The organism is Streptomyces sp. NPDC034099, assembly GCF_055575415.1.
In genome coordinates this window covers 194,860-209,612 of sequence record NZ_JBVISR010000012.1, presented here as the reverse complement: position 1 = coordinate 209,612, position 14,753 = coordinate 194,860, and the positions used below count along the sequence as shown (strand labels likewise).

14 protein-coding genes are annotated in these 14,753 nt (G+C 71.0%); 4 read left to right on the top strand and 10 right to left on the bottom strand.

The genetic code is table 11. The features are described 5' to 3' along the window. The first annotated feature begins 10 nt into the window (after positions 1 to 10). From ACZ56V_RS30665 to ACZ56V_RS30655, 3 genes are all read left to right on the top strand, one after another. Positions 11 to 1,483, top strand: coding sequence for an AlkA N-terminal domain-containing protein (locus ACZ56V_RS30665; RefSeq protein WP_398916091.1), 1,473 nt, complete (start codon positions 11 to 13; stop codon positions 1,481 to 1,483). Between the two features lie 38 nt (positions 1,484 to 1,521). Next, entirely contained in the window at positions 1,522 to 2,016 is a 495-nt protein-coding gene (locus ACZ56V_RS30660; protein ID WP_398915857.1) for a methylated-DNA--[protein]-cysteine S-methyltransferase, read from the top strand. Positions 2,017 to 2,198: 182 nt separating this feature from the next. Beyond that, positions 2,199 to 3,068 (top strand): LLM class flavin-dependent oxidoreductase, encoded by an 870-nt coding sequence (locus ACZ56V_RS30655; protein WP_468946778.1) that lies wholly within the window; start codon positions 2,199 to 2,201, stop codon positions 3,066 to 3,068. 22 nt (positions 3,069 to 3,090) lie between these two features. Here ACZ56V_RS30655 and ACZ56V_RS30650 read toward each other — a convergent pair whose 3' ends face one another. Next, positions 3,091 to 3,816 carry an SIR2 family NAD-dependent protein deacylase gene (locus tag ACZ56V_RS30650; protein ID WP_398915859.1) on the bottom strand — a complete coding sequence of 242 codons (726 nt, stop codon included), beginning with the start codon at positions 3,814 to 3,816 and terminating at the stop codon, positions 3,091 to 3,093. Between the two features lie 40 nt (positions 3,817 to 3,856). Then, positions 3,857 to 4,351, bottom strand: coding sequence for an NUDIX domain-containing protein (locus ACZ56V_RS30645; protein WP_398915862.1), 495 nt, complete (start codon positions 4,349 to 4,351; stop codon positions 3,857 to 3,859). Positions 4,352 to 4,535: 184 nt separating this feature from the next. Here ACZ56V_RS30645 and ACZ56V_RS30640 point away from each other — a divergent pair, with 184 nt between their 5' ends. Beyond that, positions 4,536 to 5,678, top strand: a complete 1,143-nt coding sequence (locus tag ACZ56V_RS30640) for a glycerate kinase (RefSeq protein WP_398916093.1) — start codon at positions 4,536 to 4,538, stop codon at positions 5,676 to 5,678. A gap of 170 nt (positions 5,679 to 5,848) precedes the next feature. Here ACZ56V_RS30640 and pssA read toward each other — a convergent pair whose 3' ends face one another. The 8 genes from pssA to ACZ56V_RS30600 all read right to left on the bottom strand — a co-directional run bounded on the left by pssA (position 5,849) and on the right by ACZ56V_RS30600 (position 14,744). Then, complete coding sequence (gene pssA / locus ACZ56V_RS30635) at positions 5,849 to 6,631, bottom strand: CDP-diacylglycerol--serine O-phosphatidyltransferase (protein WP_003972511.1); 783 nt, start codon at positions 6,629 to 6,631, stop codon at positions 5,849 to 5,851. A gap of 58 nt (positions 6,632 to 6,689) precedes the next feature. Then, complete coding sequence (locus ACZ56V_RS30630) at positions 6,690 to 7,346, bottom strand: phosphatidylserine decarboxylase (protein WP_398915863.1); 657 nt, start codon at positions 7,344 to 7,346, stop codon at positions 6,690 to 6,692. A 170-nt stretch (positions 7,347 to 7,516) separates the two neighbouring features. Beyond that, positions 7,517 to 8,722 (bottom strand): acyl-CoA dehydrogenase family protein, encoded by a 1,206-nt coding sequence (locus tag ACZ56V_RS30625; RefSeq protein WP_468946773.1) that lies wholly within the window; start codon positions 8,720 to 8,722, stop codon positions 7,517 to 7,519. A gap of 2 nt (positions 8,723 to 8,724) precedes the next feature. Further along, on the bottom strand, positions 8,725 to 9,237 hold the full coding sequence (locus tag ACZ56V_RS30620; RefSeq protein ID WP_104631954.1) for a MaoC family dehydratase: 513 nt from the start codon (positions 9,235 to 9,237) through the stop codon (positions 8,725 to 8,727). 5 nt (positions 9,238 to 9,242) lie between these two features. Next, on the bottom strand, positions 9,243 to 10,205 hold the full coding sequence (locus ACZ56V_RS30615) for an HpcH/HpaI aldolase/citrate lyase family protein (protein WP_467382729.1): 963 nt from the start codon (positions 10,203 to 10,205) through the stop codon (positions 9,243 to 9,245). After that, positions 10,202 to 12,250, bottom strand: a complete 2,049-nt coding sequence (locus tag ACZ56V_RS30610) for a protein meaA (RefSeq protein WP_398915868.1) — start codon at positions 12,248 to 12,250, stop codon at positions 10,202 to 10,204. Before ACZ56V_RS30610 ends, ACZ56V_RS30615 begins: the two co-directional genes overlap by 4 nt. A gap of 10 nt (positions 12,251 to 12,260) precedes the next feature. Further along, complete coding sequence (ccrA, locus tag ACZ56V_RS30605) at positions 12,261 to 13,598, bottom strand: crotonyl-CoA carboxylase/reductase (protein ID WP_198601406.1); 1,338 nt, start codon at positions 13,596 to 13,598, stop codon at positions 12,261 to 12,263. A 330-nt stretch (positions 13,599 to 13,928) separates the two neighbouring features. After that, on the bottom strand, positions 13,929 to 14,744 hold the full coding sequence (locus tag ACZ56V_RS30600; protein WP_398915869.1) for a TetR family transcriptional regulator: 816 nt from the start codon (positions 14,742 to 14,744) through the stop codon (positions 13,929 to 13,931). Positions 14,745 to 14,753: the final 9 nt, after the last annotated feature.

Sequence of the window (14,753 nt, the reverse complement as noted above, 5' to 3'; positions counted from 1 at the left end):
GCAGACGGGAATGCACACCGACATCGAGCGCTGCGTGCGCGCCGTGCAGTCGAAGGACGCGCGGTTCGACGGCTGGTTCTTCACGGCCGTCCTGACGACCCGCATCTACTGCCGGCCCAGCTGCCCGGTGGTGCCGCCCAAGCCGGGGAACATGACCTTCTACCCGAGCGCGGCGGCCTGCCAGCAGGCCGGGTTCCGGGCGTGCAAGCGCTGCCGCCCGGACACCAGCCCGGGCTCGCCCGAGTGGAACCAGCGCGCCGACCTCACGGCCCGCGCCATGCGCCTGATCGCCGACGGCGTCGTGGACCGCGAGGGCGTGCCCGGCCTCGCCGCCCGCCTCGGCTACAGCACCCGCCAGGTCGAACGCCAGCTCCTGGCCGAACTGGGCGCGGGCCCCCTCGCGCTCGCCCGCGCACAGCGGGCCCAGACCGCCCGGCTGCTGATCGAGACCACCCCGCTGCCGATGGCGGACATCGCCTTCGCGGCCGGTTTCTCCTCCATCCGCACCTTCAACGACACGGTCCGCGAGGTCTACGCCCTCTCCCCGAGCGAACTGCGCACCCGCGCCCCCAGGAACCGCCCGGCGCCCACCGCCCCCGGCGCCCTGACCCTCCGCCTCCCCTTCCGCGCCCCGCTCAACCCCGACAACCTCTTCGGCCACCTCGCCGCCACCGCCGTACCCGGCGTGGAGGAGTGGCGGGACGGCGCGTACCGACGCACCCTGCGCCTCCCGTACGGTCACGGCATCGTGACCCTCACCCCGGGCCCCGACCACATCGCCTGCCGCCTCACCCTCAGCGACCTGCGCGACCTGACCGTCGCCATCAGCCGCTGCCGGCGCCTGCTCGACCTGGACGCCGACCCGGTGGCGATCGACGACCAGCTGCGCGCCGACCCGCTGCTCGCGCCGCTCGTCGACAAGGCCCCCGGCCGACGCGTGCCGCGCACCGTGGACGAGGCGGAGTTCGCCGTACGGGCCGTGCTCGGCCAGCAGGTCTCCACCGCCGCCGCCCGCACCCACGCCGCCCGCCTGGTCACCGCGCACGGCGATCCGGTGGACGATCCCGAGGGCGGCCTGACCCACCTCTTCCCCTCCACCGAAGCGCTGGCGGCGGTGGACCCGGAGACCCTCGCGATGCCCAGGACCCGCCGCACCACCTTCACCACCCTGGTCGCCCACCTGGCCGACGGCTCGGTCAACCCGGGCGTCGAGAGCGACTGGGCCGAGACCCGCGCCCGGCTCCTGGCCCTCCCCGGCTTCGGCCCCTGGACCGCCGACGTCATCGCCATGCGCGCCCTCGGCGACCCCGACGCCTTCCTCCCCACCGACCTCGGCATCCGCCGCGCCGCCGCCGAACTGGGCCTGCCCTCCACCCCGGCCGCGCTCACCGCCCGCGCGGCGGCCTGGCGGCCCTGGCGGGCGTACGCCGTCCAGTACCTGTGGGCGACCGACGACCACCCCATCAACTTCCTGCCCGTGTAAGCCCGTTCGAGCCCGTCCGACGAGCCGGAGCGAAACCCGTGAAACAGCACACCGTGATCGACAGCCCCTACGGCGCACTCACCCTCGTCGCCGAGGACGGCGCCCTGTGCGGCCTCTACATGACCGACCAGCGCCACCGACCGCCGGAGGAGACCTTCGGCGCACGCGACGAACGCCCCTTCGCCGAGGCCGAGGAGCAGCTGGAGGCCTACTTCACCGGCGCACTGAAGGACTTCACCCTCGGCCTGCGGCTGAACGGCACCCCGTTCCAGCGCACGGTCTGGGCGCAGCTGAAGAAGATCCCCTACGGCGAGACCCGCACCTACGGCGAACTCGCCGCCGCCCTCGGCAACCCGGCCGCCTCCCGCGCGGTCGGCCTCGCCAACGGCCGCAACCCGATCGGCATCATCATCCCCTGCCACCGCGTCGTCGGCGCGAGCGGCGACCTCACCGGCTACGGCGGCGGCCTGGAGCGCAAGCGGCGGCTGCTGGACTTCGAACGGGGCGCGGCGGCCCCGGAGCCGTTGTTCTAGACACCCGGCCGCGCACGAAAACGCGTTGCCCGCGCGCCGCCGGGCCCGTTACGCTCACCCGACTTCGAAGACCACGCTCTCCCGAACGATGCCGCAGATGGGGAGCAGGCCCGCGCACAGCAGCCCGGAGCCACGGAGGGGCGGCGCCACTGTTTCGGCATGCCCTCCGGAGGACCGCTCCCATGCATTCCACGCACCGCCCGCACATCGGCCTCGGCCTTCCCGTCGACGACCCCGCCCTGCTGCCGAGCTGGGCACGGCGCGCCGACGCGCTCCCCTTCAGCACGCTCGGCCTGCTCGACCGGCTCGTCTTCGACAACCCCGAACCTCTGATCACCCTCGCGACCCTCGCCGGCGCCACCTCCCGCATCCGCCTGCAGACCGAGGTGCTGATCGCCCCCGTCCACAACACCGCGCTGCTCGCCAAGCAGACCGCGACCCTCGACCGGCTGACCGGCAGCCGCTTCACGCTCGGCATCGGAGTCGGCGGCCGGGCCGACGACTGCCTCGCCGCGGGCATCGACCCGCGCCGCCGGGGCCGCCGCCTCGACGATCAGATGACCCTCCTGCGCCGCACCTGGAACGGCGAGCCCTACGGCCGGGACGTCGGCCCCATCGGGCCCCGCCCCGCCACGCCCGGCGGACCGCGGGTGCTGTTCGGCGGCTTCGCCCCGGCCGCCCTGGAACGGGTCGGCCGCTTCGGCGACGGCTTCCTCGGCGCCGCGCTGCCCGCCGCGCACATGTCCGGCCTGTTCCGTCAGGTCGAGGCGGTCTGGCAGAAGTACGGCCGCCCGGGCCGACCGCACCTGGCCGCCCAGGCGAGCGTCGCCCTCGGCCCCGACGCCACGGTGGAGCGGGCTCGGCGGAACCTCCGCGACTACTACGCCTTCACCGGACGCGCCGAGTACATGACCAAGGGCCTGCTCACCGGCGCACGGGAGATTCGCGCCGCCGTCGACGCCTTCCGGGACATCGGTGCCGACGAGGTCGTGCTCTACTGCTGGTCCTCGGACCCCGACCAGGTCGACCGCCTCGCCGAGACCCTGTTCTGAGCGTCCTCGCGACCGTCGCGGCTCAGCCCAGCCCGCGCAGCAGCTCGGGCAGGGCGGTGCCGATCGGCTCCCGGACCACCTCGTCGGCGAGGTCGTCGTAGGGCGTGGGCTCCGCGTTGACGACGACCAGCCGGGCCCCGTGCTCGACGGCGACGCCGGCCAGCCCGGCGGCGGGCTCCACCTGGAGACTGGTGCCGACCGCGACGAACACCTGGCACGCCTTGCTGATGGCGAGCGCCTCGCCCAGCACCACCGGGTCGAGGCGCTCGCCGAACATCACGGTGGCCGGCTTCAGGATGCCGCCGCACTCCAGGCACGGCGGGTCCTCCTCACCGGCCTCGATCCGGGCGAGGGCGTCCGCCATCGGCCCCCGGGCCCCGCAGCCGGTGCACACGCAGGAGCGCGCGGTGCCGTGCAGTTCGAGGACCTTGCGGGCGGAGAGCCCGGCGCGCTGGTGCAGACCGTCCACGTTCTGCGTGAGCACGCGGACCGGCACCCCGCGCCGCTCCAGCTCGGCCACCGCACGGTGCGCCGCGTTCGGTTCCGCGTGCGGCGCCGCGCTGTCGCGCCGCATCAGCCAGGAGCGCCGCCTGATCTCCGGATCACCCATGTAGTACGCGTACGTGACGAGCTTCTCGGCCTCCGGGTCGCGCCGCCACAGCCCGTCGGGACCGCGGTAGTCGGGAATGCCGGAGTCGGTGGAGACGCCGGCACCGCTGAGGATGGCGACGAGGGGCTTGCCGGTCATGCGGTCGAGGGTAGGGCGCCCGGGTGCGGCCGGTGAACGGTTATCGGTCGACCCGTACGCCGTCGACCAGCTCGGCAGTGCCGGAGCCGTCCGCCAGCACGTCCAGCGCGGCCAGCACCCGGCCGTGCAGGGAACCGAGCAGGTGGTCGCCGAGTTCCTCGCGCGGCACCAGCCGCCAGGACAGCAGCTCCTCCTCCTGCAACCGGACCGCCTTGAGATCGTCCTCCGACAGGACCCCGCCGTCGTAGAGGTACGCCACGACCGGCGGCCTGCCCGCCCCGCTCGACCAGTCCACCGCGAGCAGCCGGCCGATCCGCGCGTCGAGGCCGATCTCCTCCAGGGTCTCCCGCCACGCGCCCTGCCGCGGGGTCTCCCCGGCGTCGGACTCGATGGTCCCGCCCGGCAGGGTCCACCCCTCGCGGTAGTTGGGCTCGACGAGCAGCACCCGCCCGTCGGCGTCCCGGAAGACCGCGGCGGCACCGGCGAGGACACGGGGCAGACCGGCGATGTAGGTGGCGTAGTCAGCAGTGGTCATCCCGGAAGCGTAACGAGCCCGCCCCCGGGCCGGGGGCACTCCCGGGGCGGGCCCACGGCCGGTTCCAGGGTGTGGGCAGGGCATGACGGCACGGGCGTCCTCCGGTTAGGGTCGCAGCGGCGCGACTGCCTTGACGTGCGCAAGGCTCGAAGAGCAAGGGGAGAGCAAGGTGGCTGACGCTGCTGTGGACGGGACCCGCCGGGTACTCGTCGCCGCGGACAAGTTCAAGGGCTCGCTGACGGCCGTCGAGGTCGCCGAGCGCGTCACGGCCGGACTGCGCCGCGTCGTGCCGGACGTCCAGGTCGAGGCGCTGCCCGTCGCCGACGGCGGCGACGGCACGGTGGCCGCCGCGGTCGCGGCCGGGTTCGAGCGCCGGGAGGTACGGGTCGCAGGCCCCCTCGGCGACGAGGTGACGGCGGCGTACGCGCTGCGCGAGGACACCGCGGTGGTGGAGATGGCGGAGGCCAGCGGCCTCCAGCGGCTCCCGGAAGGTGCCCTCGCACCGCTGACCGCGTCCACGTACGGCTCCGGCGAGCTGCTGCGGGCCGCGCTGGACGCTGGCGCGCGGACGATCGTGTTCGGCGTCGGCGGCAGCGCCACCACGGACGGCGGCGCCGGGATGCTGGCCGCGCTGGGCGCGCGGTTCCTGGACGGCGACGGGGAGCCCGTCGCGCCGGGCGGGGGCGGTCTCGCCGGGCTGGCCTCGGCCGACCTGTCGGGCCTCGACGCCCGCCTGTCCGACGTGGAGCTGGTGCTCGCCAGCGACGTCGACAATCCGCTGACCGGGCCCAAGGGCGCCCCGGCGGTCTACGGGCCGCAGAAGGGCGCCTCGCCGGACGACGTGACGGCCCTGGACGCGGCCCTCGCGCACTTCGTGAAGGTCCTGGAGCAGACGGAGGGCGTGGGCGCGCGTGCCGCCGAGTACGCCGCCTCCCCGGGCGCGGGGGCGGCGGGCGGCATCGGGTTCGGGGCGATGCTGCTGGGGGCGCGGTTCCGGCCCGGCATCGAGGTGATGCTGGACGTGCTGGGCTTCGCACCGGCGCTGGACCGGGCCGACCTGGTCATCACCGGGGAGGGCTCGCTGGACGAGCAGACCCTGCACGGGAAGGCACCGGCGGGCGTCGCGGCGGCGGCCCGGGCCGCGGGCAAGGAGGTCGTCGCGGTGTGCGGCCGACTCGCGCTGCCGGCACAGACGCTGGGGCGGGCGGGCATCCGGCGGGCGTACCCCCTGACGGACGTGGAGCCGGACGTCGCGAAGTGCATCGCGGACGCGGGACCGATTCTGGAGCGGGTGGCGGAGTCCATCGCCCGGGACTTCGTCGCGTAGGGAAGTTTCCGGCCCGCGTACCTCGCCTCTGTCCCCACCGAGTCGGGCGATGGGTGGGCACAGGCCCGGGGGTCTGGGGGCGAAGCCCCCAGGGACACCGACACCGACGCCGGGCACCCCAAAAGCAGAGGGCCCCGAACCCAACCAGGTTCGGGGCCCTCAAGACGCCGTCACGGCAATTGCGCCGCCCGCGCCTCCCGTCGGTTGTCACGGAAATTGTTCACCCTGCGAGCGGTGGCGAACAGCGGGATCACCGCCCCCATCACCAACTGCAACGCACACCCCGTCTGGAGCAGCAGCTGCCCGCTCGGCGCGTCGAACGCCCACCCGGCCAGCAGCCCCATCGACAGGACGATCCACGACAGCATCGCCACCGCGAGGCGCCCCCGCGGCTTCGGGTACTCGACCCGGCTCACCATCAGCCAGGCCGTGCCGAGGATCGCCAGCAGCGTCGCCACGAACGGCAGCTCGAGCAGCACGATCGACACCACGGTCAGCGCGCCGAACGGCGACGGCATGCCCTGGAACGTGCCGTCCTTGACGGTGACGCAGGAGAACCGCGCGAGCCGCAGCACCACCGCCAGCAGCACCACGATCGCCCCCACCGCCGCCACCCGCTGGTAGGCGTCGTCGGCGACCATGCCGTAGACGAGGACGAAGTACGCCGGCGCGAGGCCGAAGCTGATCAGGTCGGAGAGGTTGTCCAGCTCCGCGCCCATGGGCGAGGACCGCAGCTTGCGGGCGACCAGACCGTCGAACAGGTCGAAGATCGCCGCGCACAGCATCAGGATGACCGCGGTGGCCGCGCTGTGCCGGGCCATGCCCGACTCGTCGCTGCCCATGAGGTGGGGGATGAGGATGCCGGTGGTGGTGAAGTACACCGCCATGAAGCCGCACGTGGCGTTGCCGAGCGTGAGGGTGTCGGCTATCGACAGGCGGAGCGAGAGCGGCATCTCCTCCTCGTCGTCCATCTCGTCGGCCTCCGGCACCCACCCGGCCTGGGTCTGTGGATCAATCACGGTCAATTCGAGTCACCCCAGCCACCGTCTTCTGACCCACCTCGACATCCACCTCGACACCCTCCGGCAGGTACAGGTCGACGCGGGAGCCGAAGCGGATCAGACCGACCCGCTCGCCCTGCTCGACCTTGGTGCCCTGCGGCACGTACGGGACGATGCGGCGGGCCACCGCGCCGGCGATCTGGATCATCTCGATGTCGCCCAGCTCGGTGTCGAAGTGCCACACGACGCGCTCGTTGTTCTCGCTCTCCTTGTTGAAAGCGGGAACGAAGCCGCCCGGCACGTGCTCGACCGACGTGACCGTGCCGGCCAGCGGGGCGCGGTTGACGTGGACGTTGAGCGGGCTCATGAAGATGGCCACGCGGGTGCGGCCGTCCTTCCACGGCATGATGCTCTGCACCACACCGTCGGCGGGCGAGACGACCCGGCCCTGGGTGATCTCGCGCTCGGGGTCGCGGAAGAACCACAGCATCCCCGCCGCGAGCGCGGTGGCGGGGACGGCGACGGCCTTGGCGGCGCCGGAACGGCGGGCCCGCAGGAGGCTGACGGCTGCGGTGGCGACGGTCGGCAGAAGCCACGGCGATGCTCCGCGCGCGAGGCGTACGCCGGCGAGGCTGTCGCGAGGTGCAGAGGTTTGGCTGTGGGGCATGGATGACCTTCGTAGCGGATGATGCCGCGCTCTGACGGGGGACGGCGGCTTTCCGGCGATCGTAGCGGCTTCCCGCCGCAACTGGGTAAGCCAGGAAGCCGAGTCGGCGGCCGAACACTGCCTACGGGGTGTGACCTTCTTCTCCAAGAAAACACCCCGTATCCGGACATCTAACCCTGGAACCGATACTCTTCGAGCAGTCGGCGGCCGATGATCATTTTCTGGATCTCGGCGGTGCCTTCACCGATGAGCAGCATCGGCGCCTCGCGGTAGAGGCGCTCGATCTCGTACTCCTTGGAGAAGCCGTACCCGCCGTGGATCCGGAAGGCGTCCTCCACGACCTCTTTGCAGTACTCGGAGGCGAGGTACTTGGCCATCCCCGCTTCCAGGTCGTTTCGTTCGCCCGAATCCTTTTTGCGCGCGGCGTTCACCATCATCGCATGCGCCGCCTCCACCTTGGTAGCCATCTCCGCGAGCTTGAACTGGATGGCCTGGTGCTGGGCGATCTGCTTGCCGAAAGTGTGACGCTGCTGGGCGTAACGGACACCGAGTTCGAAGGCACGCTGAGCGACGCCGCAGCCACGGGCCGCCACGTTGACGCGGCCGACCTCGACGCCGTCCATCATTTGGTAAAAACCTCGGCCGGTGACGCCGCCGAGCACCCGATTGGCCGGAATGCGCAGGCCGTCCATGATCAGCTCGGTGGTGTCGACGCCCTTGTAGCCCATCTTGTCGATCTTCCCGGGGATGGTCAGCCCCGGGCGGACCTCACCGAAACCGGGCTCCTTCTCCACCAGGAAGGTCGTCATCGACTTGTGGGGAGCGGTCCCCTCGGGGTGACCCTCGTCACTCTTCACCAGGACGGCCACGAGCGACGACGTACCGCCGTTGGTCAGCCACATCTTCTGGCCGTTCAGGACGTACTCCTCGCCGTCCTTCACCGCCTTCGAGGAGATCGCCGAGACGTCCGAGCCCAGCGCCGGCTCGGACATCGAGAAGGCGCCCCGGATGTTGCCCGCGGCCATGCGGGGCAGGAAGTGGTCCTTCTGCTCCTGCGTGCCGTGCTGCTTGAGCATGTACGCCACGATGAAGTGCGTGTTGATGATGCCGGACACCGACATCCAGCCGCGGGCGATCTCCTCCACGCACAGGGCGTAGGTCAGGAGCGACTCGCCGAGGCCCCCGTACTCCTCGGGGATCATCAGGCCGAACAGACCGAGTTCCTTCAGTCCGTCGACGATGTCCTGCGGGTACTCGTCGCGGTGCTCCAGCTCGGTGGCGACCGGGATGATCTCCTTGTCCACGAAGTCCCGGACGGTGGAGAGGATCTCCCGCTGGACGTCCGTGAGCCCGTGGGTCTGGGCGAGACGGCTCATCTCTACTTCCCCTGTTCCTTCAGCTCGGGGCGGCCCGGCTGCTCGCCGCCGCGCTCCTTGACGTACGTCTCGGTCGGCACCATCACCTTGCGGCGGAAGACGCACACGAGCGTGCCGTCCTGCTTGTAGCCCTTGGTCTCGACGTGCACGATGCCGCGGTCGCTCTTCGACTTCGACGGCCACTTGTCGAGCACCGTCGTCTGGCCGTAGACCGTGTCGCCGTGGAAGGTCGGCGCCACGTGCTTGAGCGACTCGATCTCCAGGTTGGCGATCGCCTTGCCGGAGACGTCCGGGACGGACATGCCGAGCAGGAGCGAGTAGACGTAGTTGCCCACCACCACGTTCTTGCCGAAGTCCGTCGTCTTCTCGGCGTAGTTGGTGTCCATGTGGAGCGGGTGGTGGTTCATGGTGAGGAGACAGAACAGGTGGTCGTCGTACTCCGTGACCGTCTTCCCCGGCCAGTGCTTGTACGTCGCTCCGACCTCGAACTCCTCGTAGGTGCGTCCGAACTGCATCGCCCTCAGCCCTCCGGGATCTCGAACTTGCTGGTGCGCCGCATGCCGGCGGCGCGGCCCTTGCCGGAGACGACCAGGGCCATCTTGCGGCTGGCCTCGTCGATCATCTCGTCGCCGAGCATCGCGGAGCCCTTCTTGCCGCCCGCCTCGGAGGTGTAGTAGTCGTACGCGTCCAGGATCAGCTCGGCGTGGTCGTAGTCCTCCTGGGAGGGCGAGAAGATCTCGTTGGACGCCTCGACCTGGCCCGGGTGCAGGACCCACTTGCCGTCGAAGCCGAGGGCGGCGGCGCGCTGCGCGACCTCGCGGTAGCCGTCCACGTTGCGGATCTGCAGGTAGGGGCCGTCGATCGCCTGGAGGTCGTTGGCGCGGGCGGCCATCAGGATCTTCATCAGGATGTAGTGGTAGGCGTCGGCGGGGTAGCCGGGCGGCTGCTCGCCCACGACGAGGGACTTCATGTTGATGGAGGCCATGAAGTCGGCCGGGCCGAAGATGATGGTCTCCACGCGCGGGCTCGCCTGGGCGATCTCGTTGACGTTGTTCAGGCCCCGGGCGTTCTCGATCTGCGCCTCGATGCCGATCCGGCCGACCTCGAAGCCCATCGTCTTCTCGATCTGGGTGAGCAGGAGGTCCAGGGCGACGACCTGCTGGGCGTCCTGGACCTTCGGGAGCATGATGCAGTCCAGGTTCGGGCCCGCGCCCTCCACCACCGTCACGACGTCCCGGTACGTCCACTCGGTCGTCCAGTCGTTGACGCGCACGACGCGGGTCTTGCCGGTCCAGTCGCCCTCGTTGAGGAACTTGACGATGGTGTGCCGCGCCTCGGGCTTGGCGAGCGGCGCGCAGGCGTCCTCCAGGTCGAGGAAGACCTGGTCGGCGGGGAGGCCCTGGGCCTTCTCCAGGAAGCGGGGGTTGCTTCCCGGTACCGCCAGGCAGGAGCGCCGGGGGCGAAGACGGTTGACCGTGGTCATGCGGGGACCTCCAGGGGGTCGAGCTTGTTCGCGTTCCGGATCTCGTCGACGATCCGGCCGATGATGCCGGTGATGTCGAAGTCCTTCGGGGTGAAGACCGCGGCCACTCCCGCGGCCCGCAGTTCCTCGGCGTCACCGTTCGGGATGATGCCACCGGCGATCACCGGGATGTCTGTGGCACCGGCCACACGGAGCCGTTCGAGTACGTCCGGCACCAGTTGCGCGTGCGAGCCGGACAGGATGGACAGGCCCACCGCGTGCACGTCCTCCGCCAGGGCGGCGTCCACGATCTGCTCCGGGGTGAGCCGGATGCCCTGGTAGACCACCTCGAACCCGGCGTCACGGGCGCGCACGGCGATCTGCTCGGCACCGTTGGAGTGACCGTCCAGGCCGGGCTTGCCGACCAGGAAGCGGAGCTTGCCGACGCCCATCTCCTTCGCCGTCATCTCCACCTTGCGGCGCACCTGCGACAGGGCCGAACCCTCCTCCGCGGTGACCGCGACCGGCGCCGAGGACACGCCGGTCGGCGCCCGGAACTCGCCGAAGACCTCGCGCAGCGCCCCGGCCCACTCGCCGGTCGTGGCGCCGGCCCGGGCGCACTCCAGGGTGGCCTCCATGAGGTTGCCGGTGCCGCGCGCGGCCTCCTTCAGCTTCTCCAGCGCCTTGCAGGGGCGCGGGTGGTTGAAGGGCGGCTGGTACCGCGTGTCCCGCCAGTTCTGCAGCGAGGCGATGACGCGGGCCTCCACCGCCGGGTCGACCGTCTGGATCGCGGTGTCCAGGTCGGCGGTCAGCGGGTTGGGCTCGGTGCCCTCGAAGGCGTTGACACCGATGATCTTCTCCTCGCCGGACTCGATCCGGGCCCGGCGCTCGGCGTGCGAGGCGACCAGCTGGGACTTGAGGTAGCCGGACTCGACGGCGGCCATCGCGCCGCCCATCTCCTGGATGCGCTCGATCTCCGCGAAGGCCGCCTCGACCAGCTCCTCGACCTTCGCCTCGATCACCTTCGAACCCTCGAAGATGTCCTCGTACTCCAGCAGGTCGCTCTCGTGCGCCAGCACCTGCTGGATGCGCAGCGACCACTGCTGGTCCCAGGGCCGGGGCAGGCCCAGCGCCTCGTTCCAGGCCGGCAACTGCACGGCACGCGCGCGTGCGTCCTTGGAGAGGGTCACGGCCAGCATCTCCAGCACGATGCGCTGGACGTTGTTCTCCGGCTGCGCCTCGGTCAGGCCCAGGGAGTTGACCTGGACGCCGTAGCGGAAGCGGCGGTGCTTGGGGTTCTCGATGCCGTACCGCTCGCGGGTGACGCGGTCCCAGATGCGGCCGAAGGCGCGCATCTTGCACATCTCCTCGACGAAGCGGACGCCCGCGTTGACGAAGAACGAGATCCGGCCGACCACGTCGCCCATGCGCTCCTGCGGCACCTGGCCGCTGTCCCGCACCGCGTCGAGCACGGCGATCGCGGTGGACATCGCGTACGCGATCTCCTGCACCGGCGTGGCGCCCGCCTCCTGCAGGTGGTAGCTGCAGATGTTGATCGGGTTCCACTTCGGCAGGTGGGAGACCGTGTACGCGATCATGTCGGTCGTCAGGCGGAGCGACGGTCCGGGCGGGAAGACGTGCGTCCCCCGGGACAGGTACTCCTTGACGATGTCGTTCTGGGTCGTGCCCTGGAGCTTGGTGATGTCCGCACCCTGCTCCTCCGCGACGACCTGGTAGAGCGCCAGCAGCCACATGGCCGTGGCGTTGATGGTCATCGAGGTGTTCATCTGCTCCAGGGGGATGTCCTGGAACAGCCGGCGCATGTCACCGAGGTGCGCGACCGGCACGCCGACCCGGCCGACCTCGCCGCGGGCGAGGACGTGGTCGGAGTCGTACCCGGTCTGGGTCGGCAGGTCGAAGGCGACCGACAGACCCGTCTGGCCCTTGGCGAGGTTGCGCCGGTACAGCTCGTTGGACGCCTCGGCCGTGGAGTGACCGGCGTAGGTGCGCATGAGCCACGGCCGGTCCTTCTTCCGCCTCCCGCCGGCGGGCTGACGCTCACTCATGTGCCGCTCCTCAGACGTTCCGGAAGCGGTTGATGGCGTCGAGGTGCTGCGCGCGCTTCTCCTGGTCGCGCACGCCCAGGCCCTCCTCGGGCGCCAGGCACAGCACGCCGACCTTGCCCTGGTGGGCGTTGCGGTGGACGTCGTGGGCGGCCTGGCCGGTGTCCTCCAGGGAGTACACCTTGGAGAGCGTCGGGTGGATCTTGCCCTTGGCGATGAGGCGGTTGGCCTCCCAGGCCTCGCGGTAGTTGGCGAAGTGGGAGCCGATGATGCGCTTCAGGGACATCCACAGGTAGCGGTTGTCGTACTCGTGCATGTAGCCCGAGGTCGAGGCGCAGGTGGTGATGGTGCCGCCCTTGCGGGTGACGAAGACGGAGGCCCCGAAGGTCTCCCGGCCGGGGTGCTCGAAGACGATGTCGATGTCCTCGCCGCCGGTGAGTTCGCGGATGCGCTTGCCGAAGCGCTTCCACTCCTTGGGGTCCTGGGTCTGCTCGTCCTTCCAGAACCGGTAGCCCTCGGCGTTGCGGTCGATGATCGCCTCGGCGCCCATCGCACGGCAGATCTCCGCCTTCTGCGGCGAGGAGACGACACAGATCGGGTTGGCGCCGCCGGCGAGGGCGAACTGGGTGGCGTACGAGCCGAGTCCGCCGCTGGCGCCCCAGATGAGGACGTTGTCGCCCTGCTTCATGCCGGCGCCGTTGCGCGAGACCAGCTGCCGGTAGGCGGTGGAGTTCACCAGGCCGGGGGCCGCGGCCTCCTCCCAGCTCAGGTGGTCCGGCTTCGGCATCAGCTGGTTGGACTTGACCAGCGCGATCTCGGCGAGACCGCCGAAGTTGGTCTCGAAGCCCCAGATGCGCTGCTCGGGGTCGAGCATCGTGTCGTTGTGGCCGTCGGACGACTCCAGCTCGACGGACAGGCAGTGCGCGACGACCTCGTCGCCCGGCTGCCAGGCGTTGACGCCGGGGCCGGTGCGCAGGACGACGCCGGCCAGGTCGGAGCCGATGATGTGGTACGGCAGGTCGTGCCGCTTGGCCAGCTCGTTGGTGCGGCCGTAGCGCTCCAGGAAGCCGAACGTGGACAGCGGCTCGAAGATCGAGGTCCACACCGAGTTGTAGTTGACCGAGGAGGCCATGACGGCCACCAGGGCCTCGCCGGGACCCAGCTCGGGCACCGGCACGTCGTCCAGGTGGATCGACTTGCGGGGGTCCTTGTCGCGGGTCTCGAGTCCCGCGAACATCTCCGTCTCGTCCTTGTGCACGGTGATCGCGCGGTACGACTCGGGGAGCGGCAGTGCGGCGATGTCGGCCGGCGTGGAGTCGGGCGACTGGATCGCGTCCAGGATGTCCTTCACGGTCACGGTGTTGCCTCCGGCGGTGAGCGCCCTGAGGGAGGGGCGCTGAGGGTTACGTCGGTGCTTCTGAGGTGAGGGTGTGTGCCTGTGACGCAGGCGTTCGGGCGCGCAGGGGATGAGGTGCGGGGACAGCCCGGACACCTTCAACGTATGACACCGCGTGTCACCTCGCAAGGCACTGAGTGCCAGAAATTCTTCTCAGATGAAATCTTTACGCGACAGATGAGCGATGATCGATCGAATCATCTCCCGCCGAAGGTGAAAAAGGGACGCCGACATGCAAAAACGGCCACCCGGTGGGTGGCCGTCGTCACAGTGCGGGAAGGGCGGTCAGCGCTCCTTGAGGGCCTGCTCGATGGTGCGCATGACCTCGTGCAGCGGCGCGTCGGTGCGCGCCACCGTCACGAGCACCTCGCCCTGCACGGAGGCCGAGGAGGCGGCGGGGCGCCCGGTGGAGGCCGTGCCGCGGCCCGCTCCGATGCCCGTGCCGAAGGTCTTCCGCACGATCGCGAAGGCGTGGTCCAGCTCGGCCTCCACGTCGCCCTGCCCGTCGGCCCGCAGCCAGCGCCGCAGCACGTGGTTGTGCGCGGTGACCACGGCGGACGCCGCGACCTCCGCGAGCAGCGGGTCGTCGTTGGCGTCGTCGTCGTGCGCGTGCTCGTCGAAGTGGCCCAGCAGGTAGCGGGTGAACAGGCGCTCGTAACGGGCCACCGACGCGATCTCCGCCTCGCGCAGGGTGGGCACCTCGCGCGTCAGCTTGTAGCGGGCGACCGAGATCTCCGGCCGGGCCGCGTACATCTTCATGACTTCCTTGATGCCGCGGCACACCGTGTCGAGCGGGTGCTCGTGCGCGGGCGCCGCGTTGAGCACCGCCTCGGCGCGCACCAGGGTGTCGTCGTGGTCCGGGAAGATCGCCTCTTCCTTGGAGCGGAAGTGGCGGAAGAAGGTGCGGCGGGCGACCCCGGCCCGGGCCGCGATCTCGTCGACGGTCGTCGCCTCGTACCCCTTGGTCGCGAACAGCTCCATCGCCGCCGCCGCCAGCTCCCGGCGCATTTTGAGCCGCTGGGCGGCGGCTCGGCTGCCGGCCGCGCTCTCCGGCGCGTCGGACGTGGCTGAGGTACGTGAGGACTTGGCGGGCTGGGACATGACCCGAAC

Excerpts from the sequence above, each read along its gene's own strand:
- ACZ56V_RS30650 (WP_398915859.1), bottom strand. The coding sequence starts at position 3,816 with ATGACCGGCAAGCCCCTCGTCGCCATCCTCAGCGGTGCCGGCGTCTCC.
- pssA (WP_003972511.1), bottom strand. The coding sequence starts at position 6,631 with ATGCCGCTCTCGCTCCGCCTGTCGATAGCCGACACCCTCACGCTCGGC.
- ACZ56V_RS30655 (WP_468946778.1), top strand. The coding sequence starts at position 2,199 with ATGCATTCCACGCACCGCCCGCACATCGGCCTCGGCCTTCCCGTCGAC.
- ACZ56V_RS30600 (WP_398915869.1), bottom strand. The coding sequence starts at position 14,744 with ATGTCCCAGCCCGCCAAGTCCTCACGTACCTCAGCCACGTCCGACGCG.
- ACZ56V_RS30645 (WP_398915862.1), bottom strand. The coding sequence starts at position 4,351 with ATGACCACTGCTGACTACGCCACCTACATCGCCGGTCTGCCCCGTGTC.
- ACZ56V_RS30620 (WP_104631954.1), bottom strand. The coding sequence starts at position 9,237 with ATGCAGTTCGGACGCACCTACGAGGAGTTCGAGGTCGGAGCGACGTAC.
- ACZ56V_RS30625 (WP_468946773.1), bottom strand. The coding sequence starts at position 8,722 with ATGAGCCGTCTCGCCCAGACCCACGGGCTCACGGACGTCCAGCGGGAG.
- ACZ56V_RS30630 (WP_398915863.1), bottom strand. The coding sequence starts at position 7,346 with ATGCCCCACAGCCAAACCTCTGCACCTCGCGACAGCCTCGCCGGCGTA.
- ACZ56V_RS30665 (WP_398916091.1), top strand. The coding sequence starts at position 11 with ATGCACACCGACATCGAGCGCTGCGTGCGCGCCGTGCAGTCGAAGGAC.
- ACZ56V_RS30615 (WP_467382729.1), bottom strand. The coding sequence starts at position 10,205 with ATGACCACGGTCAACCGTCTTCGCCCCCGGCGCTCCTGCCTGGCGGTA.
- ACZ56V_RS30610 (WP_398915868.1), bottom strand. The coding sequence starts at position 12,250 with ATGAGTGAGCGTCAGCCCGCCGGCGGGAGGCGGAAGAAGGACCGGCCG.